Genomic DNA, 19,035 nt, shown 5'->3' on the forward strand with positions numbered 1-19,035 from the left:
TCCCCGTCACCGTGTGACGTCGGTAGGCTCAATCCATGTTCTCGTTGCTGCCCGGGGTCCCCGGCCTGGACGACCTGCGCGGCGTCGCCCGCCGTATCGACACCGCCCGGCACCGCGGTGTGCCCAACGGCGTCGTCCTCGAACTCGACCTGCAGACCATGCCGCACGAGACCGGCGGCTTCGACCCGCTGGCACTGATCCGTTTCGGTGCCCAACCGCCGGTACTGCGCGACCTGGTGGACGCGATTCACCGGGCGGCCGACGACCCTAGAGTCGCCGGATTGATTGCGCGGGTGCAGCTTTCGGCGGCAGCGGCCGGCCCGGTCCAGGAGCTGCGGGCCGCGATCGCCGAGTTCACCGCCGTCAAACCGTCGCTGGCATGGGCCGAAACCTACCCGGGGACGCTGTCCTACTATCTGGCATCGGCCTTCGGGGAGGTATGGCTGCAACCCTCGGGCATGGTCGGGCTGATCGGCTTCGCCACGAACGCGACGTTCCTGCGCACCGCGCTCGGCAAGGCCGGTATCGAGGCGCAGTTCGTCGCGCGCGGCGAATACAAATCGGCGGCCAACTTGTTCACCCAGGATTCCTACACCGATGCCCATCGAGAGGCCGACACCGCGCTGGTGGAGAGCCTGCACACCCAGGTGCGCGCCGCCGTCGCCGAATCCCGGAACCTGGACGCCGGCGCAGTCGATGCCCTGGCCGACCGCGCGCCACTGCTGCGTGACGACGCGGTCGGGGGCGGCCTGATCGACCGGATCGGCTTCCGTGACGAGGCCTACGACAGGATCGCCGAGCTGGTCGCCGGCGGCGGATCGCCGGTCGACGCCGATGACCGTGAGGCGCCGCCCCGGCTGTACCTGACGCGTTACGTGAACGCGACCGCCGGGAATCCGCTGGTACCCGCACCGAGCCTGCCGGCCCTGCCAGGCCGCAAGAATAAGCCGGCGATCGCCGTGGTGACGGTGGCCGGCGCCATCGTCAGCGGCGCCGGCGGGCCGCAGCTGCCGCCATTCGGCAACCGCAGCGTCGGCGGTGACACGATTTCGGCGGCGTTGCGTGAGGCGGCCGCCGACGACGACGTCGCCGCGATCGTGCTCCGGGTCGACAGTTCCGGCGGCTCGGTCACCGGGTCCGAAACCATCTGGCGGGCGGTGCAGCAGGCCCGGGAGGCCGGCAAGCCGGTGGTGGCGTCGATGGGCGCGGTCGCCGCGTCCGGCGGGTATTACATCGCGACGGGTGCGGACACCATCGTCGCCAACCCCGGCACCATCACCGGATCGATCGGGGTGGTGACCGGCAAGCTGGTCGCCCGCGAGCTCAAGGACCGCCTCGGGGTCGGCACCGACACGGTGCGCACCGGCGCCAACGCCGACGCCTGGTCGATCAACGCCCCGTTCACCGCCGAACAGCAGGGCCAGGTCGAGAACGTAGCCGACCTGTTCTACAACGATTTCGTGAGGCGGGTCGCGCAAGGCCGCAACCTGTCCACCGAGGCGGTCGACGCGGTCGCGCGCGGGCGGGTGTGGACCGGTGCCGACGCCGCCGAACGCGGCCTGGTCGACGAGCTTGGCGGACTGCGCGCCGCGGTGCGACGCGCCAAGGTGCTGGCCGGGCTGGACGAGGACGCGCAGGTCCGCACCGTGTCCTACCCGGGGTCGTCGCTGTGGGACTTCGTCCGGCCGCGGCAGTCCTCGCAGCCGGCGGCGTCGCTGCCCGACGCCGTCGGCGGCCTGCTGATGCGATCGCTGGCCGGGATCCTCGACCAGGCGGAACGGTCGGTCAACGGCGCCCACGTGCTGTGGCTGGGGGAATCGCGCTGGTGAGCGTGTAACACAGATTCAACAAAGCGCTTCGCCGCAGTAAAAGCTCGGTAACGCCTGCTTAACGAGCGCCGGCCACGCTTACGGGCATGAAACGGTTACTGCTGTTGGCGGGTCTGAGCGCGATGGTCGGCTTGGCCGCTCCCGCCCACGCCGCGCCCTCCGGCGTCGACGGGCAGTTCCTGGCCACCCTGTCGGGGGCGGGACTGAGCCACCGGGCCAGTGACCAGGCCACCGTCTCTGCCGGCCGCGCGGTGTGCCAGCTGATGGACGCGGGACTGTCCCCGATGGACACCGTCGTTGCGGTGCAGGCCACCAACCCCGGTTTCACCATTCAGACGGCCGGCCAGTTCGCCGCCATCTCCACCGCGCACTACTGCCCGGAGCACATGTAGCCGTCGCGGCACGAGCTGGGTTGTGCCGGGGCGCCGCGGGCGGCGGCCGTCTAGGTCTGCGGCCGGGCGCCCAGCACGTCGCCGAACAACGCCTGGCGCAGCGCGAGCTCCCGAGGATCGCTGTAGAGGTGAAAACCCAGACGGTTCATCACGTACGAATAGCCGACACCGGTGTCGGGGTCGGCGAATCCGAACGAGCCGCCGAAACCTGGTGTGCCGTAAGCCTTGTCGGTGGAGCCGAACACCGCGCCGAACGCCGGTTTGGACAGCCCCAACGAGAACACCACCTCGACGCCCAGCACCTTGTCACGCTCGCCGCGGGATGGCGGCGCCGGCAGCGCGGTGAGCGCATCACGCACCCCGGCGCCCAGGGCCAGTAACGGATCTGCGGTTGCCGCGGCACCGTAGAGTCGCGCGATCGCCGACGCGGCGCCGATCCCGTTGGCCGACGGGATCTCGACGGCGCGCACGTCGTCGCGGTTGTAGTCGCCGTCCCAGGGTTTGATGTCGCGCGGCAAGGAACTCGCCCGCGCCAGCAGACCGAACGGGTTGAACGACGCGGCCACCAGTGCCGCGGGCATCACGCCCAGATGCCGCAGCGACTCGGCCCGTTTCCACTGGTGCAGCAGCGCCACCCGGTCGCGTGGCACCGAAGCCGGTAGACCGATGTGCAGGTCGAGTCCCAGGGGGTTGGCGATCTCGTCGGCGAAGAAGCCGCCGAGGGTGCGCCCGGCGGGGTCGGTGCGGCGGATCAGCTCGGACTCGTACCAGCCCAGTGTGATCGCGTGATACCCGTGCCGGGTGCCCGGAGCCCAGAGCGGTTTCTGGGCGGCGAGTATCGGCGCCAGCCGATCCGGGTCGGCGATGTCGGCCAGGGTGGGCGCGGGTTTCAGCGCGCAGAGCCCGGCCCGATGGCCGAGCAGGTCGCGAATCGTGACGTCGCCCTTGCCGGCCTGGGCGAACTCGGCCCAGTGGTCGGCGACCTTGTCGTCGTAGCCGAACATGCCCCGTGACACCGCCAGCGCCACGGCAAGGGCCGCCACCCCCTTGGTGGACGAGAAGACGTTGACCATGGTGTCCCGGTGCCACGGTTGCCGGGTGAAGCCGTCGCGGTAGCCGCCCCACAGGTCCACGACCTTGACGCCGTCGCGGTACACCGTCACGGCGGCACCCACCTCGTGGCCGCCGGCGAAATTCGCGCGAAACGCGTCCGCTACCTTGCCGTAGCCCTCGTCGACGTCGCCGCCGATCAGGTCCTGCGGAACATCGACCTTGAGCACCATTGGTGTGGTTATACCGTGGCCGGCGGTCAGGGATGGGCCGAATGGCGCAGCTAGCTGCGAAGCGCTTCGATCGCCACCGAACTGCGCAGCCGGGCCACGATGTCGCCGTCGGGGAAGCTGCGGCCGTAGCAGCCGAAGACCTCATCTCGGGTGCGTTCGTTCACCTGCCACCCCCGCTCGTTCAGATAGGGCCCGACCGGGTGTCGCTCGCCGGCGTAGACCAGGTTGGCCATGTCGAGATCCAGGCCCTGATCGGCGAACCGCTGACCCAGCGACTGGTTCGAGTCGCCGAGCGCGGCGGCGCCGTCAGGGTGATACTCGGTGGCCAGCCGGCTGCCCGGCGCGCTGAGCGCGGTGATGTTGTCGAACAGCCGGTCCTGCGCCTGCGGGGGCAGATAGATGAGCAGGCCCTCCGCGCTCCACGCGGTCGGTTTGGTCTCGTCGAACCCGTTGCGGCGCAAGGCGGCCGGCCAATCGTCGCGCAGATCGACGGCAACCGTCCGGCGGTCGGCGGTGGGTTGGGCGCCCAGTTCGGCCAGGGTGCTGGTCTTGAACTCGATCACATCGGGCTGGTCGATCTCGTAGACCGCGCTACCCGGCGGCCACGCCAGGCGGTAGGCCCGCGAATCCAATCCGGCGGCCAGGATGACGGCCTGCCGGGTCCCGGCCTCGGTCGCCTGCAGAAAGAAGTCGTCGAAGAACCGGGTGCGGACCGCCATCACGGCGGTCATGGGTTCGGCAGCGGCGCGGGCCTCGGCGGCCACCGCCGGTTCCAGCGTCCCGTCGAGCATCCCGGTGAAGAAATCGATGCCCACGGCGCGCACCAGCGGTGCGGCGAACGGGTCGGAAATGAGCGGGTCGGCTTCGGCGGTGGCCAGGGCGCGGGCGACGGCGACCATGGTGGCGGTGGTACCCACGCTGGACGCCAGATCCCAGCTGTCGTTCTCGGTGCGCGCCATGCCCGTCAGCCCCGGATCGCGCTGATGTAGGACAGCCCGCCGAACCCGGGACCGTCACCCTCCTGCAGCGGCGGCAGTCCGTGCGCGGCGAACAACTCGCCGACGCCGCGACTGCTGACCTGCCAGCCGTGGTCGGCGAGATAGGAACCGGCCTCGTTGCGGTCGCCGAAGTAGAGCAGTTCGGTCATGTCGAGGTTGAGGCCGTGGCTGCGCATCCGGTCAGCGGCCTCGCGCATCTGCCGCCGAGCCTGCTCCTCGGTGTCGCCGTCCAGGCCCGGCATGCTCTCGGTGGCCACCCGACTGCCCGGCGCGCTCAGTGCGGTGATGGTGTCCAACAGTCGGTCCTGCGCTTCCGGCGGCAGGTAACCCAGCAATCCCTCGGCGCTCCAGGCGGTCGGCCGACCCGGCTCGAAGCCCGCCGCTCGCAGCGCCGCCGGCCAGTTCTCGCGCAGGTCGATCGAGACCGTGCGGCGCTGAGCGGTCGGCGCCGCGCCGTGCTCGGACAGCACTCGGGTCTTGAACTCGATCACCTCGGGCTGGTCGACCTCGTAGACGACGGTGCCGGCGGGCCAGGGGAGTCGGTAGGCGCGGGAGTCCAGACCCGAGGCCAGGATGACCGCCTGCCGGATCCCGGCCTCGGTCGCCTGCAGAAAGAAGTCGTCGAAGAACCGAGTGCGCACCGCCATGTTGTCGGCCATCCGCATCATGCCCATCGGGCTGTCGTCGCCCAGGTCGGCGGGGTCGATCTCGCCGCTGGCCAGTCCGGTGAACAGGTCCAGCCCGACGGCGCGCACCAAGGGCTCGGCGAACGGGTCGTCGATCAGGGGGTGTTCGGCCCGGCCGGCCATCGCGCGGGCCGCGGCCACGCCGGTTGCGGTGACGCCCACGCTGGAGGCCAGGTCCCAGGTGTCGCCAGGAAATCGGCCGGTTTGTGCCATCGCGCATACTCCTTATCTGGACCGGCGGCCGGCCCGAAAGTTAGTTAGCGTATTTAATGAGCTATCGACGACTGTACGCCGGTTCGCTGATCTTCCGCTGGCAGGCGGGTGTCCCTGCGGCTGCCCGGCCCGCGGCGCTGAGCTGTTAGTCTCGTAGACTGCTGACGCGCCTGAAGACACGTGTGGCCGCATCATGACCGGTCGGCGCGTCGATGCGAAAGCGCAGGACCACCCAGGACTAACACGGGCCGGAAGAAACCAGCCCAATGGCACGCCGCGACCGGACCTCGGCTGCGCAGGAGGAGAAGAGTGTTCTCGGCTTTCATCTCATCACTGCGGACGGTCGACCTACGGCGCAAGATCCTGTTCGCGCTGGGCATCATCATCATTTACCGGCTCGGGGCGGCCATCCCGTCGCCCGGCGTCGACTACCAGAACGTGCAGCAGTGCATCAAGGAGGTCAGCGGCGGCGACGCGGCGCAGGTCTACTCGCTGATCAACCTGTTCTCCGGCGGCGCGCTGCTGCAACTGACGGTGTTCGCCATCGGCGTGATGCCCTACATCACCGCCAGCATCATCGTGCAGCTGTTGACGGTGGTCATCCCGCGCTTCGAGGAGCTGCGCAAAGAAGGCCAGTCCGGCCAGAATAAGATGACGCAGTACACCCGTTATCTGACGGTCGCACTGGCCGTGCTGCAGGCGACGTCCATCGTGGCGCTGGCCGCCAATGGCGGGCTGCTGCAGACCTGCAGCCTGCGCCACGACATCATCGCCGACCACAGCATCTTCACCCTGGTCGTCATCGTGATGGTGATGACCGCCGGCGCGGTGCTGGTGATGTGGCTCGGTGAGTTGATCACCGAGCGCGGCATCGGCAACGGCATGTCGCTGCTGATCTTCGTCGGTATCGCCGCTCGTATCCCGATCGAGGGCAAGACCATCCTGGACTCCCGGGGCGGCCTGGTCTTCACCATGGTCTGCCTGGCCGCGCTGGTCATCGTCGTCGGTGTGGTCTTCGTCGAGCAAGGGCAGCGCCGCATCCCGGTGCAGTACGCCAAGCGGATGGTCGGCCGGCGCATGTACGGCGGCACCTCGACGTACCTGCCGCTCAAGGTCAACCAGGCCGGCGTCATCCCGGTCATCTTCGCCTCCTCGCTGATCTATATTCCGCAGCTGGTCACCCAGCTGGTCCGCAGCGGCAGTGGCGGTGTCGGCAACAGCTGGTGGGACAAGGCCGTCAGCACCTACCTGTCGGATCCGTCCAACCTGGTCTACATCGCCGTGTACTTCGGGCTGATCATCTTCTTCACGTACTTCTACGTGTCGATCACGTTCAACCCCGACGAGCGCGCCGACGAGATGAAGAAGTTCGGCGGGTTCATTCCGGGGATCCGGCCGGGACGCCCGACCGCGGACTACCTGCGTTTCGTGCTCAACCGGATCACGCTGCCGGGTTCGATCTACCTGGGCGTGATCTCCGTGCTGCCCAACCTGTTCCTGCAGATGGGCAACTCCGGGACGGTGCAGAACCTGCCGTTCGGCGGAACCGCGGTGCTGATCATGATCGGTGTCGGCCTTGACACGGTCAAGCAGATCGAGAGCCAGCTCATGCAGCGCAACTACGAAGGGTTCCTCAAGTGAGAGTCATCCTGCTGGGACCGCCCGGGGCGGGCAAGGGCACGCAGGCCGTCAAACTGGCCCAAGAGCTGGGTGTCCCGCAGATCTCCACCGGCGATCTGTTCCGCAACAATATTGCCCAGGGCACCGAGCTGGGCCGCAAGGCCAAGGCGTACCTGGACGCCGGTGACCTGGTGCCCTCCGAGCTGACCAACGCGCTGGTCGCCGACCGCATCGACGGAGAGGACGCCGCCAAGGGTTTCATCCTCGACGGCTTTCCCCGGTCGGTGGAACAGGCCCAGGCGCTGCACGACATGCTCGAGGAGCGCAACACCAAGCTGGACGCGGTGCTGGAGCTGCGGGTCAGCGAGGACGAGTTGCTCGCCCGGTTGCGGGAGCGGGGCCGCGCCGACGACACCGCCGAGGTCATCCACAACCGGATGATCGTCTACCGCGAGGAGACCGCGCCGCTGCTGGACTTCTACCAGCACGAACACGAGCTGCACGTCGTGGATGCGCTCGGCACCGTCGACGAGGTCTTCGGCCGGCTGCTGAAGGCGCTGGGACGCTAAGTGATCGGACTGCCGAAGCGGCGGGTGCCGCATCGCAGCCCGGGGGAGCTCGACGCGATGGCCGCGGCAGGCGCCGTCGTGGCGGCGGCACTGGCCGCGGTGCGCGAGGCCGCTGTGGCGGGTACCTCGACCCTGCAGTTGGACGACATCGCCGAATCGGTGATTCGGGACGCGGGTGCGACGCCGTCGTTCCTGGGCTATCACGGCTTTCCCGCCTCGATCTGCAGCTCGGTGAACGATCGGGTGGTGCACGGCATCCCGTCGTCGACCGAGGTGCTCGAGCTCGGTGACCTGGTATCCATCGACTGCGGTGCGATTCTGGACGGCTGGCACGGCGATGCGGCGATCACCCTCGGTGTCGGGAAGCTGGCGCAGGCAGACGAGGACCTGTCGGCGGCGACCCGGCAGGCGCTGGGGGCCGGGATCGCCGCGATGGTCCCCGGCAACCGGCTCAGCGATGTCTCGCATGCCATCGAGACCGGGGCGCGCGCCGCGTCGGCCGAGTTCCGTCGCTCGTTCGGCATCGTCGCCGGTTACGGCGGACACGGCATCGGCCGCCAGATGCACATGGACCCGTTCCTGCCCAACGAAGGGTCGCCGGGCCGCGGACCGCTGTTGGTGGCCGGGTCGGTGCTGGCGATCGAGCCGATGCTGACGTTGGGCACCGACCAGACCGTGGTGCTCGACGACGAGTGGACGGTCGTCACCGCCGACAGTTCCCGCGCGGCGCACTGGGAACACACCGTGGCGGTCACCGATGACGGGCCGCGAATCCTGACCGTGGCCTAGCGGTTCGAACACTTCAGTTCCCACGCGGTCGCAGCCAAAAGTGATAAGAACGGGCGTGGACTTCCACCCTCCCGACGACGCCGACCCGATCGCGCTGGCCCGCGCCAACTGGGAACGGGCCGGCTGGGGCGACGTCGCCGACGGGATGGTGGCGGTGACGTCGGTGATGCGGGCGCATCAGATTCTGCTGGCGCGGGTGGAGGCGACGCTGCGGCCCTACGACCTGAGTTTCTCCCGGTTCGAGTTGCTGCGGCTGCTGGCGTTCAGCCGGTCCGGGGCACTGCCGATCACCAAGGCCTCCGACCGGCTGCAGGTCCACGTCACCAGCGTCACGCACGCGATTCGGCGATTGGAGGCCGCCGGCTTGGTGGAGCGGCTGCCGCACCCCACCGACGGCCGCACCACGCTGGTGTCGATCACCGACGCGGGCCGCTCGACGGTGGCCGACGCGACGGCCAGCCTCAACAGCGAGGTCTTCTCCGACATCGGGATGTCGGGGCAGGAGTCGCGCATGCTGTCGTCGGCGATCGAGACGCTGCGGCGCAACGCCGGGGATTTCTGACGGGCCGGTCCGGGGCGTCTCGGGGATGCGTTTTTCGGGCGCGAGGGTGCCTAATCCCGGTGATCAGTCCGGTGTGTCGGCCGGGGACGCGCACGCTCGCGCGGAGGGGGACGGCACCGGGATGGTGGCGGTGACGGCGGTGCCCGCACCCGGCCGCGAGCGGATGTTGAGCCGGCCGCCCACCAGCTCGGCGCGCTCGGCCATCGACAGCACCCCGTAGCCGCCCATGTCGTCGCCGCCCACCGGGTGCTCGAAGGTGTCGAAACCCACCCCGTCGTCAACGATCTCCAGCCGCGCGACGTCGGGGTCGGCGGTCACCGTGAATCCCAGCCGGACCGTCGTCGCGGCGGCGTGCTTGACGACGTTCTGCAGGCCCTCCTGCGCGATCCGGTACAGCGCCAACTCGATGTGCTCGGGCAGCCGGATCTCGGCCAGGTCCAGCTCGATCTTGAGTTGCGGTATCGACTGAGCCAGGCTGGCCAGCCCGCCGGACAGGCCCAGGTCGTCGAGCACCGGCGGCCGCAGCCCGCTGATCGCCACCCGGGTCTCCTGCAGTGTCAGCCCGGCCAGCTCCCGGGCGGCCTCCAGTTGCTGCGACGCCTCGTCCGGGTCGTTGCCGACCGCCCGGGCGGCGGCATCCAGCCGGTAGGACAGTGTCACCAGCCGCTGCGAGATGCCGTCGTGGATATCGCCGGCCAGCCGGCGCCGCTCGATCTCCTGGGCCTCGATCACCTGCTCGACGAAGAGTTCGTGGGCGCGTTCGCGCGCCACCAGCTGCCGGTGCAGCCGGGCCTGGTGCATGGCGCCGGCGATGAGCCGGCCGATCACCCGCAGCAGCTCGATGTCGCCGGGGGCGAAGTCGCGGCGCTCCACGGTGTGCACGTTGAGCACCCCCACCAGGCCGCCCGGATCTGTCTCCATCGGCACCGACACCATCGAGGTGAAATCGCGCCCGCGCAGCGACTCGATCGGCACGTAACGCGGGTCGGCCTCCTTGTCGTCGCTGATCACCACGGGCTCGCGGTGCCGGGCGACCCAGCCCGACACCCCCGACTCCAGCGGCAGCCGGATCTTGCCCACCTCGGTGTCGAACGGCGGGGTGGCGCCGGTCAGCGTCAGCGAGCGTTCGGTGTCATCGAGGACGTGCACGAAGCAGACGTCGGTGCCGGTCGCCGCGGTGATCATCCGGGCCGCCGCGGCGGCCAGCGGCTCCACCCCGGGCCCGCTGGAGGCGGCCTGGATCAGTTCCCGCAGCAGCGCCAGCTCGTGGTTGGGGTCGACGAAATCACCGAAATCGCGTACCGCGCCCCGTTTGCGGGCGCGGGACCGGTTGTTGCCGGAGGTGCTCACCGGTAGATGCCCTCGCGCAATGCGGTGGCCACCGCACCGGTGCGGTCGGACACCCCCAGCTTGCGGTAGATCGAGCGGAGGTGGCTCTTGACGGTCTCGTCGCCGATCACCAGTTTGGTGGCGATGCCGCGGTTGGACAGCCCGCTGACCATGCAGGCCAGGATCTCGCTCTCCCGCTGGGTCAGGCCCTGGCGAGCGCCCGGCCAGAACTCGTCGCGTTGCAGTCGCGCCGCGGTGCCGGCCGCCCGGGCCGCCATGCCTGGATCGATCACCGTCTCGCCGCGGTGGGCCAACTCGATCTGGTGCACCAGGTCGTCGCTGCTGATGCTCTTGAGCAGGTAGCCGCTCGCACCGACCCGCAGCGCTTCGAACAGGTACTGCTCGTCGTCGTAGACCGACAGCATCACGACCTTGCGTTCCGGATCGCGTTCCCGCAGCGCCAGGCACAGGTCCAGGCCGCTCTCACCGCGCATCCGCACGTCGCACAGCACGATGTCGGGATCGGTGTCGGCGACCACGGCGAGGGCCTGTTCGGCGCTGATCGCCTGCCCCACGACCTCGATGCGGTCGGAGAATGCGGTGAGCATGGCACGCAGGCCCTCGATCACCATCTCGTGATCGTCGACGAGGACCAGTCGCACGGGCATAGCACGACAATAAGGCCCCATCGGTTCAGTGCCCCCGCTCAGACCCTCCGGCGATTACCCGGACGGTTCCCCCGGATGGGGGAGGACGCCCGGCCCGATCTTCGGCATCCTGCTGTTATGCAGATCACAACTGAGCTCGCGACATGGACCAGTGCCGGCCGCCCGTTCTGGTGGGACCAGGTGCAACCCGACGCCGAGGTGTACCCCCTGCAAGCGGTGATCTTCGACATCGACGCCCTTTCCGATGCCGACGGCGAGCCCCGCTCCGGCCTGGTGGACCTGGTGCTGAGCCTGTTCGCCGCCGGTCTCTGGGTGGCCGTGGTCGGCGCCGGACCCCGCGACGTGGTGCAGGCCCGGGTGCGGGAGTTGATCGGGGACGGTATGACCGAGACCATCGTCACCGCCGAGGACCTGACCGGTCCCGCCGGTGACGCCGAGCTCTACCGGCTGGCGCTGTGGGAACTGGGCATCGTCGCAGGCGAGTCGCTGGTGATCGCCGGATCCGAGGCCGGCGCCCGGACCGCCGCGGCTATCGGCCTGCCGGCGATCTTCGCCGACCGGGACGGCTACGACGGGTTGTCGGCCAACGGGTGCCGGGAGCTGCAGGCGCAGCGGGTGGTGGCGCGGTTCAGCTGCCGCGAAGCAGGTTGATGACGGCGCTTGTTGCTTGACGCGCAGCGCGGTCATCATTTGACGTTGCCGCCACCGGCCATCGACCATGACGTGGTGCGTCAACTGGTGCTTCTGCTGTGCGCAGTGCTGTGCGCGATGAGTGTGACGGCGGTGACCGCGCCACCGACCGCGGCGGTTGTCGATCCGTGGTTCGCGAATGCGGTCGGCTTCCCAGTTGCGGCCACCCAGGTGGTTTCGGTTGTCGGAGTGGGTCATTCGACCGCGAAGATCGATGTCTATCAGCGGACTCCCGCGGGCTGGGAACCGGTTGCTGCCGGGATTCCGGCGCATGTCGGTTCGGCGGGCATCACCCCGCGAACCAAAGAAGGTGAGCCGTCGACTCCGATGGGGTTCTACACGCTCGATTCCGCATTCGGCACCGCTCCGAGTCCCGGTGGCGGCCTGCCGTACGTGCAGGTCGGATCCGACCACTGGTGGGACAGCGACTCCAAGAGCCCGACCTACAACACCATGCAGATCTGCAAGAAAGCCCAGTGCCCGTTCGACACGACGGCCAGCGAGAACCTCAACATCCCGCAGTACCGGCACGCGGTGGTCATCGGCGTCAATAAGTCTCGTACACCCGGTGACGGTTCCGCCTACTTTTTTCACACCACCGACGGCGGGCCGACGGCGGGCTGCGTGGCGATCGATGACGCCACGCTGGTGAAGATCATCGGCTGGCTGAGGCCGGGCGCGGTGATGGCCATCGCGAAATAGTCGCTCAACTGCCGCGCAGCATCTCGATCACGGCGCTGAAGTCCTTGCCGCCGTGTTCGGCGGCGAACTCGGCGTAGATCGCCGCGGCATGGCTGCCCAGTGGGGCGTTGGCGCCGGTCGAGCCCACCGCGTCCATCGCCAGGTGCAGATCCTTGTTCATCAGCGCGGCGGCGAATCCCGGCTCGAAGTTCCGGTTCGCCGGCGAGGTGGGCACCGGGCCGGGAACCGGGCAGTTGGTGTGCAGTGCCCAGCAGTTTCCGGTGGCACCGGTCATCACGTCGAACAGCGCCTGGTCGGCCAGGCCGAGCTTGTCGGCCAGTACGAACGCCTCGGCGACGGCCACCTGCTGGACGGCCAGCACCATGTTGTTGCAGATCTTGGCGGCCTGGCCGGCGCCCGCCGCGCCGCAGTGGGTGACCTTGGCTGCCATCGGCTCCAGCACCGGTGTCGCGCGCTGTACCGCGTCCTGCTCTCCGCCGACCATGAAGGCCAACCGCCCCGCGACCGCGCCGGTGACCCCGCCGGACACCGGCGCGTCGAGTTGGGCGAACCCGTGCGAGCCGGCCAGCGCGTGGACCTCACGTGCGTCGGCGACCGAGATGGTGGAGCTGTCGATGAACAGGGCGCCCGGTTGGGCCGCCGGCAGGATGTCGGCGTAGCAGCGTTTCACCGCGTCGCCGTGCGGCAGCATGGTGATCACCACGTCGGCGCCGGCGACCGCTTCGGAGGCCGACGGCTGGACGCTCACGCCGCGCTGCTCGGCGGCCGTGGCCGCCGCCGGCACCGGGTCGAAGCCGCGCACGGTGTGCCCGGCGGCCACCAGGTTCGCCGACATCGGCCCGCCCATGTGTCCCAGTCCCAGAAATGCGACGGTCTGCATCGAAGCTCCTAGCTGCCGGTCCGGACCCGAGCGGCCTCGGCTCGGCCGACGACCATCCGCATGATCTCGTTGGTGCCCTCCAGGATGCGGTGCACCCGCAGGTCCCGGACGATTTTCTCCAGACCGTATTCGCGCAGATATCCGTAGCCGCCGTGCAGCTGCAGTGCCTGATCGGCCACGGTGAAGCAGGCGTCGGTGACGTAGCGCTTGGCCATCGCGCACAGCTCCACCTTGTCCTCGGCGCCGTCGTCGAGGGCGGTCGCCGCCCGCCACAGCAGCAGCCGGGAGGTCTCCAGTGCGGTGGCCATGTCGGCCAGCGTGAACCGGATCGTCGGCTCGTCGAGCAGCGCCTTGCCGAACGCCGACCGGTCGGCCAGGTAGCCGCCGGTCTTGTCGAACGCGGCCTGGCCGCCGCCTAGCGAGCAGGCCGCGATGTTGATCCGGCCACCGTTGAGGCCGTTCATCGCGATGTTAAAGCCGTTGCCTTCGCCGTCTTCGCCGCCGAGCATCGCTTCGGCGGGCACCCGCACCCCCTCCAGGATGACCTGTGCGGTCGGTTGGGCGTTCCAGCCCATCTTCTGCTCGGCGGCTCCGAAACTCAGTCCGGGAGTGTCCTTTTCGATGATGAACGCCGAGATGCCGCGAGGGCCGTCGGCGCCGGTGCGCGCCATCACCACATACACATCCGAGACGCCCGCGCCGGAGATGAACTGCTTGACGCCGTCGAGCACGTAGTCTGCGTTCCGTCCGGGCCCGGACCGCACCGCGCGGGTGCTCAACGCGCTGGCATCGGATCCCGCCCCCGGCTCGGTGAGGCAGTAGCTGGCGACCGCGGTCATCGGCGCCAGTCGCGGCACCCAGTTCTTGCGCTGCTCTTCGGTGCCGTAGCTGTCGATCATCCAGGCGCACATGTTGTGGATCGACAGGTAGGCGGCGATCACCGGGTCGGCGATCGCCAACTGCTCGAAGATGCGCACCCCGTCCAGCCGGCGCAGCCCGGACCCGCCGACGTCGTCGCGGCAGTAGATCGCCGCCATTCCCAGTTCGGCCGCCTCCCGCATCACATCGACCGGAAAGTGGTGGGACTCATCCCATTCCAGGGCGTGCGGAGCGAGGCGCTTCTCGGCGAACGCCGCTGCGGTCTCGACGATCACCCGTTCTTCGTCATCCATCACGGTTTTCATGTGCCCAAACCCCTATTGCATGGTGGGGATGTGGAATTCGGCACCGTCCTTGATCCCCGAGGGCCAGCGCTGAGTCACCGTCTTGACCTTGGTGTAGAAGGTGATCGACGCCGTGCCGTGCTGGTTGAGGTCGCCGAAGCCGGACCGCTTCCAGCCGCCGAAGGTGTGGTAGGCCACCGGAACCGGGATCGGCACGTTCACGCCGACCATGCCGACCTGCACCCGGGAGGTGAAGTCGCGGGCGGTGTCGCCGTCGCGGGTGAAGATCGCCACCCCGTTGCCGTATTCGTGTTCGCTGGGCAGCCGCAATGCCTCTTCGTAGTCCGCTGCGCGCACCATGCACAGCACCGGCCCGAAGATCTCGTCGGTGTAGATCGACATCTCGGTAGTGACGTGGTCGAACAGCGTCGGCCCGGCGAAGAAGCCGCCGGACAGGTCCGCGTCGCCGAACTGGGTGTCGTCGCTGGCCCGTTCCCGGCCGTCGATCACCAGTTCGGCGCCGGCGGCCACGCCCTGGCCGATGTAGTCGTTGACCCGCTCGAGGGCCGCGCGGGTGACCAGCGGGCCGTAGTCGGCCTTGGGGTCGAGGCTGTGGCCCACCCGCAGGTTGTTGATCCGCTCCACCAGCCGGCCGCGTAACCGCTCGGCGGTCTGCTCGCCGACCGGCACCGCCACCGAGATCGCCATGCAGCGCTCGCCGGCGCTGCCGTAGCCGGCGCCGATCAGCGCGTCGACGGCCTGGTCCAGGTCGGCGTCGGGCATCACGATCATGTGGTTCTTCGCCCCGCCGAAGCACTGGGCGCGCTTGCCGTTGGCGGTGGCCGTGGAGTAGATGTACTGCGCGATGTCGGAGCTGCCGACGAAGCCGATCGCGGCGACGTCGCGGTGGTGCAGCAGCGCGTCGACGGCCTCCTTGTCGCCGTGCACCACCTGCAGCACCCCCGGCGGTAGGCCCGCCTCGACGAACAGCTCGGCGAGCCGCACCGGGACCGAGGGGTCCCGCTCGGACGGCTTGAGGATGAAGGCGTTACCGCAGGCCAGCGCCGGCCCGGCCTGCCACAGCGGGATCATCGCCGGGAAGTTGAACGGGGTGATCCCGGCGACCACGCCCAGCGGCTGGCGCAGCGAGAAGACGTCGATTCCCGGCCCGGCACCCTCGGTGTGCTCGCCCTTGAGCAGGTGCGGGATGCCGACGCAGAACTCGATCACCTCGATACCGCGCTGGATGTCGCCGCGGGCGTCGTCGAGGGTCTTGCCGTGCTCGCGGGAGAGCAACTCGGCCAGCTCGTCGGCATTGGCGTTGACCAGGTCGATGAAGCGCATCATCACTCGGGCCCGGCGTTGCGGGTTCTGGGCGGCCCAGCCGCGCTGGGCGGCCGCGGCCGAGGCGACCGCGCCGTCGACGTCGGCGGTGTTGGCCAGTGGCAGCGTCGCCTGGACCTCGCCGGTGTTGGGGTCGAAGACGTCGGTGCTGCGTTGCGAACCGCCGGCGGTGCGGCGACCGTCGATGAAGTGTGGAATCTGAGTGCTCATGCGCCATCCCCGTGAAGTCGTGGTGAGCCGGATCGGCCCTACCCGAAGAATACTAGGACATCCTAGTAAATGCGAGGGGGTTTCCTGCCCGCGTGCGCGGTTATGACCTGACGCGCGCCGCCCGCGGGGTGAAGCAGCCGTGGAATGTCAGCGGCAGGTGGTGTCGGAGCCGCCCGGTGAAAACCGGCCCGGCGGCAGCGCGTAGGTGAGCTGCGTCCCCGTACTGTTGTCGATGCGGGCGACCGCATTCGGATAGGCCCCGGCGCCGGTGTTCGCCGACAGGTAGGTGTAGCGCTGCGGGGAGCCGGTGCGGGTCAGGTTGAAGGTCGGGAATTCGCCGTAGCTCTCGGTGAGCCGTTCGGACGTCACGCTGCCCGACGGCGTGATCCGCATCCGCGTCAGATGCCCCCCGTAGGGCATGGTGCCGCTCTGGGCCAGCGTCTGCACCGAGGAGAGCTGGCCGTTGAGGTCTTCCCAGCTGGCGTCGTAGTCGGCCAGTTCGACGACGGTGTCGCCGCGGTCCTCATAGGCGTTGGCCAGGTGCAGGTGCAGCGTCGGATCTGTGTGCCGCACAAGGGTTTTGCCGCCGTCCCGCGGCACCAGTGCGACCATGGTGCCGCGGGACGCCTCGTAGTCGATGGCATCGATGAAGTTGCGCATCCCCAGGCCCGCGGCGAGCATCTTGGCGGGCGGGAACATCAGCGGGGGGATCACGAACACCATGTGGCGTGCGGTCAGGCCGACATCATGGTTGAACATCGGCGCCGGCAGCTTGAGCTGCCCCAACCGGTGCAGCGTTCCGGCACGGTCCACCCGGTAGCAGATCAGTTTCGGGACGGGCAGCATCGCCATGCCGAAGTTGAACATCTCGCCTGTCGCGGGGTCCCACTTCGGGTGGGCGGAGAACGCGCCCAGCCACTTCAACTTGCCGCCGAATCGGTGAATACCGATAGTGCCCAGGGTGTCCGGGTCGACCTCGGTGGGCGGGCCGCCCTCCCATAGTGCCAGCAGCTTTCCGGCATGCGTGACCACGCCGGTGTTGGCGACGTTGGCCGGGAAGCGCAGCGCGTTGCGGAGGATCCCGCCGGGGCGCATCGTTCCCAGCGCGCGGTAGGGAGCGCCCTTGGAGGCTAGGGATTTCCGGTAGTGCTTGGTGGCGACGTAGCGGTTGCGGTAGTGCAGCCTGCCGTCCGCGAAGGTGAACATCGACAGCATGCCGTCGCCGTCGAAGAGGTGGCCGAGCTGCTGGCCCCCGGCATCGAGCTTCCCGGGTCCGTTGCGGTACAGCGTGCCATGCAGATCGGCGGGGAGTTCACCGTCGTAGTCGTCGATGACGTAGTCGAATTCGTCATACAGTGGGGCGTAGGCGGTGACCCTTGGGCTGGCCATGGCTGCTCCTGGTGGTTGACGGGCCAGCTGGTGACCGGCCCCTGACCTGACCGCATCTTGCGGGCTGAGCGGTGCCGAATGTGCGGCTTTGCATGTTTCGGGGCCGTTTTGCCTGCCAAACCGCACAGTCGGTGAGAGCCAACCTCGGTTACGCCTGATCCCAGACCGGCAGCAGCCCGGCGGCCCGCACCTCGGCCAGCGTCGGTGCCTCGCGGTCGCGCTCGGAGACCACCAGCGGGTGATCGGCGGGCCAGTCGATGCCGATCGCGGGGTCGGTGGCGCTGATGGTGTGCTCGCGCTGTGGGTCGTATTCGGCGGAGCACAGATACATCACTGTCGAATCATCTTGTAGCGCAAGGAATCCGTGCGCCAAGCCGGCGGCGATGTACACCGATCGGCGGTCGCGGGCGTCCAGCAGCACCGCATCCCAGCGGCCGTAGGTCGGCGAACCGGCCCGGACGTCGACGACGACGTCGAAGACCGACCCCGTCACGCAGGTGACGTACTTGGCCTGCCCGGGCGGCGGCTGGGCGAAATGCAGGCCGCGCAGCACGCCGGCGCGCGACACCGAGCAGTTGGCCTGCCGCAGATCGAACCGGTGACCGGCGAACCCAGTGAACTCGCGGTCGGTGAACCATTCGAAGAACACGCCGCGCGCGTCGGCGTGTTGGGTCGGGGTGAGCTCCCAGGCCCCCGGGACGGCCAGTTCGCGGAACGCCACCTCAGCGTCCCAGCTCGGCGTAGCGGGCTTCGGCGGCGTCTTTCAGCGGCGCCCACCAGGATTCGTTGGCGCGGTACCACTCGATCGTCGCGCGCAGCCCGGCCTCGAAGTCGGTGTGCTCGGGTTTCCAGCCCAGCTCGTCGCGCAGCGCAGACGGGTCGATCGCATACCGCAGGTCATGGCCGGGCCGGTCGGCGACGTGGTCGAAGTCGTCGGGGTCGTGGTCCATCAGCCGCAGGATGGCCTGCAGCACGCTGCGGTTGTCGCGTTCCCCGTCGGCGCCGATCAGGTAGGTGCGCCCGGGATGCCCGCCGGCCATGATGGCCCAGACCGCGCTGTTGTGGTCGTCGACGTGGATCCAGTCCCGCACGTTGGCACCGCTGCCGTACAGCTTGGCTCGGCGCCCGGTCAGCAGGTTGGTGATCTGGCGCGGGATGAACTTCTCCACGTGCTGGTAAGGCCCGTAGTTGTTGGAGCAGTTCGAGATCGTCGCGTGGGTGCCGTAGGAGCGCACCCAGGACCGCACCAGCAGGTCGGCGGCGGCCTTGGTCGACGAGTAGGGGCTCGACGGGTGATACGGCGTCGTCTCGGTGAACCGGCGGGGATCGTCGAGGGCCAGCTCGCCGTAGACCTCGTCGGTGGAGACGTGATGCAGCCGCACCCGGTGGGCGCGTACCGCCTCCAGCACGGTGAAGGTGCCGACCACGTTGGAGCGCAGGAACGGCTCGGGGTCGGCCAGCGCGTTGTCCACGTGGGTTTCGGCGGCGAAGTGCACCACCGCGTCGGATTCGGCGACCAGCTGCGACACCAGCGTGGCGTCGGTGATGTCGCCCTCCACCAGCCGGATATCGGCGGTGATGTCGCCCAGTGACTCGCGGCTGCCGGCGTAGGTCAGGGCGTCGAGCACCGTGATCTCGGCGCCGGGCCGCTGCGCCAGCGTGCTGTGCACGAAGTTGGCGCCGATGAACCCGGCGCCGCCGGTGACCAGCAGCCGCATG

The 19,035-nt window shown here is 69.1% G+C and carries 19 protein-coding genes; 8 read left to right on the forward strand and 11 right to left on the reverse strand.

Annotated elements, in window-relative coordinates; all coding sequences use genetic code 11:
- Positions 1 to 35: 35 nt before the first annotated feature.
- Positions 36 to 1,829, forward strand: coding sequence for a signal peptide peptidase SppA (gene sppA, locus G6N19_RS13740; RefSeq protein WP_193465126.1), 1,794 nt, complete (start codon positions 36 to 38; stop codon positions 1,827 to 1,829).
- Between the two features lie 86 nt (positions 1,830 to 1,915).
- The gene (locus G6N19_RS13745) at positions 1,916 to 2,221 is read left to right on the forward strand and encodes a DUF732 domain-containing protein (RefSeq protein ID WP_013830232.1); all 306 of its coding nucleotides are present in this window, start codon (positions 1,916 to 1,918) and stop codon (positions 2,219 to 2,221) included.
- Positions 2,222 to 2,271: 50 nt separating this feature from the next.
- Here the strand turns inward: G6N19_RS13745 and G6N19_RS13750 are convergent, their stop codons facing one another.
- The 3 genes from G6N19_RS13750 to G6N19_RS13760 are packed head-to-tail and all read right to left on the reverse strand — an operon-like array spanning position 2,272 to position 5,401.
- Positions 2,272 to 3,504 (reverse strand): serine hydrolase domain-containing protein, encoded by a 1,233-nt coding sequence (locus G6N19_RS13750; RefSeq protein ID WP_193465127.1) that lies wholly within the window; start codon positions 3,502 to 3,504, stop codon positions 2,272 to 2,274.
- A gap of 50 nt (positions 3,505 to 3,554) precedes the next feature.
- Entirely contained in the window at positions 3,555 to 4,463 is a 909-nt protein-coding gene (locus tag G6N19_RS13755; RefSeq protein ID WP_013830230.1) for a class I SAM-dependent methyltransferase, read from the reverse strand.
- Positions 4,464 to 4,468: 5 nt separating this feature from the next.
- Positions 4,469 to 5,401, reverse strand: a complete 933-nt coding sequence (locus G6N19_RS13760; RefSeq protein WP_013830229.1) for a class I SAM-dependent methyltransferase — start codon at positions 5,399 to 5,401, stop codon at positions 4,469 to 4,471.
- A gap of 309 nt (positions 5,402 to 5,710) precedes the next feature.
- On the opposite strand from G6N19_RS13760, the gene secY reads away from it, so the two are divergent.
- The 4 genes from secY to G6N19_RS13780 are packed head-to-tail and all read left to right on the forward strand — an operon-like array spanning position 5,711 to position 8,941.
- A complete protein-coding gene (gene secY, locus G6N19_RS13765) occupies positions 5,711 to 7,042 on the forward strand; it encodes a preprotein translocase subunit SecY (RefSeq protein WP_013830228.1) in 1,332 nt (443 codons plus the stop codon).
- Complete coding sequence (locus G6N19_RS13770) at positions 7,039 to 7,590, forward strand: adenylate kinase (protein ID WP_013830227.1); 552 nt, start codon at positions 7,039 to 7,041, stop codon at positions 7,588 to 7,590. The genes secY and G6N19_RS13770 overlap by 4 nt, the downstream gene beginning before the upstream one ends.
- A 57-nt stretch (positions 7,591 to 7,647) precedes the next feature.
- On the forward strand, positions 7,648 to 8,379 hold the full coding sequence (gene map / locus G6N19_RS13775; RefSeq protein ID WP_408632503.1) for a type I methionyl aminopeptidase: 732 nt from the start codon (positions 7,648 to 7,650) through the stop codon (positions 8,377 to 8,379).
- A gap of 55 nt (positions 8,380 to 8,434) precedes the next feature.
- Positions 8,435 to 8,941 (forward strand): MarR family winged helix-turn-helix transcriptional regulator, encoded by a 507-nt coding sequence (locus G6N19_RS13780; protein WP_083037858.1) that lies wholly within the window; start codon positions 8,435 to 8,437, stop codon positions 8,939 to 8,941.
- A gap of 63 nt (positions 8,942 to 9,004) precedes the next feature.
- Here G6N19_RS13780 and G6N19_RS13785 read toward each other — a convergent pair whose 3' ends face one another.
- Both G6N19_RS13785 and G6N19_RS13790 read right to left on the reverse strand, forming a co-directional pair.
- Complete coding sequence (locus G6N19_RS13785) at positions 9,005 to 10,291, reverse strand: GAF domain-containing sensor histidine kinase (protein WP_013830224.1); 1,287 nt, start codon at positions 10,289 to 10,291, stop codon at positions 9,005 to 9,007.
- Complete coding sequence (locus G6N19_RS13790) at positions 10,288 to 10,938, reverse strand: response regulator (protein ID WP_193465128.1); 651 nt, start codon at positions 10,936 to 10,938, stop codon at positions 10,288 to 10,290. Before G6N19_RS13790 ends, G6N19_RS13785 begins: the two co-directional genes overlap by 4 nt.
- A gap of 117 nt (positions 10,939 to 11,055) precedes the next feature.
- Between G6N19_RS13790 and G6N19_RS13795 the strand changes: the two genes are divergently transcribed.
- The gene (locus tag G6N19_RS13795) at positions 11,056 to 11,589 is read left to right on the forward strand and encodes an HAD family hydrolase (RefSeq protein ID WP_193465129.1); all 534 of its coding nucleotides are present in this window, start codon (positions 11,056 to 11,058) and stop codon (positions 11,587 to 11,589) included.
- 117 nt (positions 11,590 to 11,706) lie between these two features.
- Entirely contained in the window at positions 11,707 to 12,330 is a 624-nt protein-coding gene (locus G6N19_RS13800; RefSeq protein WP_275987176.1) for a L,D-transpeptidase family protein, read from the forward strand.
- Positions 12,331 to 12,334: 4 nt separating this feature from the next.
- On the opposite strand, the gene mmsB is transcribed toward G6N19_RS13800, so the two are convergent.
- From mmsB to rfbB, 6 genes are all read right to left on the reverse strand, one after another.
- On the reverse strand, positions 12,335 to 13,210 hold the full coding sequence (mmsB, locus tag G6N19_RS13805; RefSeq protein WP_013830220.1) for a 3-hydroxyisobutyrate dehydrogenase: 876 nt from the start codon (positions 13,208 to 13,210) through the stop codon (positions 12,335 to 12,337).
- Between the two features lie 8 nt (positions 13,211 to 13,218).
- Complete coding sequence (locus G6N19_RS13810) at positions 13,219 to 14,394, reverse strand: acyl-CoA dehydrogenase family protein (RefSeq protein ID WP_193465130.1); 1,176 nt, start codon at positions 14,392 to 14,394, stop codon at positions 13,219 to 13,221.
- 12 nt (positions 14,395 to 14,406) lie between these two features.
- Complete coding sequence (locus tag G6N19_RS13815; RefSeq protein WP_013830218.1) at positions 14,407 to 15,927, reverse strand: CoA-acylating methylmalonate-semialdehyde dehydrogenase; 1,521 nt, start codon at positions 15,925 to 15,927, stop codon at positions 14,407 to 14,409.
- 147 nt (positions 15,928 to 16,074) lie between these two features.
- On the reverse strand, positions 16,075 to 17,316 hold the full coding sequence (locus tag G6N19_RS13820; RefSeq protein ID WP_232062389.1) for a carotenoid oxygenase family protein: 1,242 nt from the start codon (positions 17,314 to 17,316) through the stop codon (positions 16,075 to 16,077).
- 148 nt (positions 17,317 to 17,464) lie between these two features.
- Positions 17,465 to 18,037 (reverse strand): dTDP-4-dehydrorhamnose 3,5-epimerase, encoded by a 573-nt coding sequence (rfbC, locus tag G6N19_RS13825; protein WP_013830215.1) that lies wholly within the window; start codon positions 18,035 to 18,037, stop codon positions 17,465 to 17,467.
- A gap of 1 nt (position 18,038) precedes the next feature.
- The gene (rfbB, locus tag G6N19_RS13830) at positions 18,039 to 19,034 is read right to left on the reverse strand and encodes a dTDP-glucose 4,6-dehydratase (protein ID WP_083037862.1); all 996 of its coding nucleotides are present in this window, start codon (positions 19,032 to 19,034) and stop codon (positions 18,039 to 18,041) included.
- Between the last annotated feature and the right edge of the window lies 1 nt (position 19,035).

This window comes from Mycobacterium novum, assembly GCF_010726505.1.
Taxonomy (GTDB): Bacteria; Actinomycetota; Actinomycetes; order Mycobacteriales; family Mycobacteriaceae; genus Mycobacterium; species Mycobacterium algericum.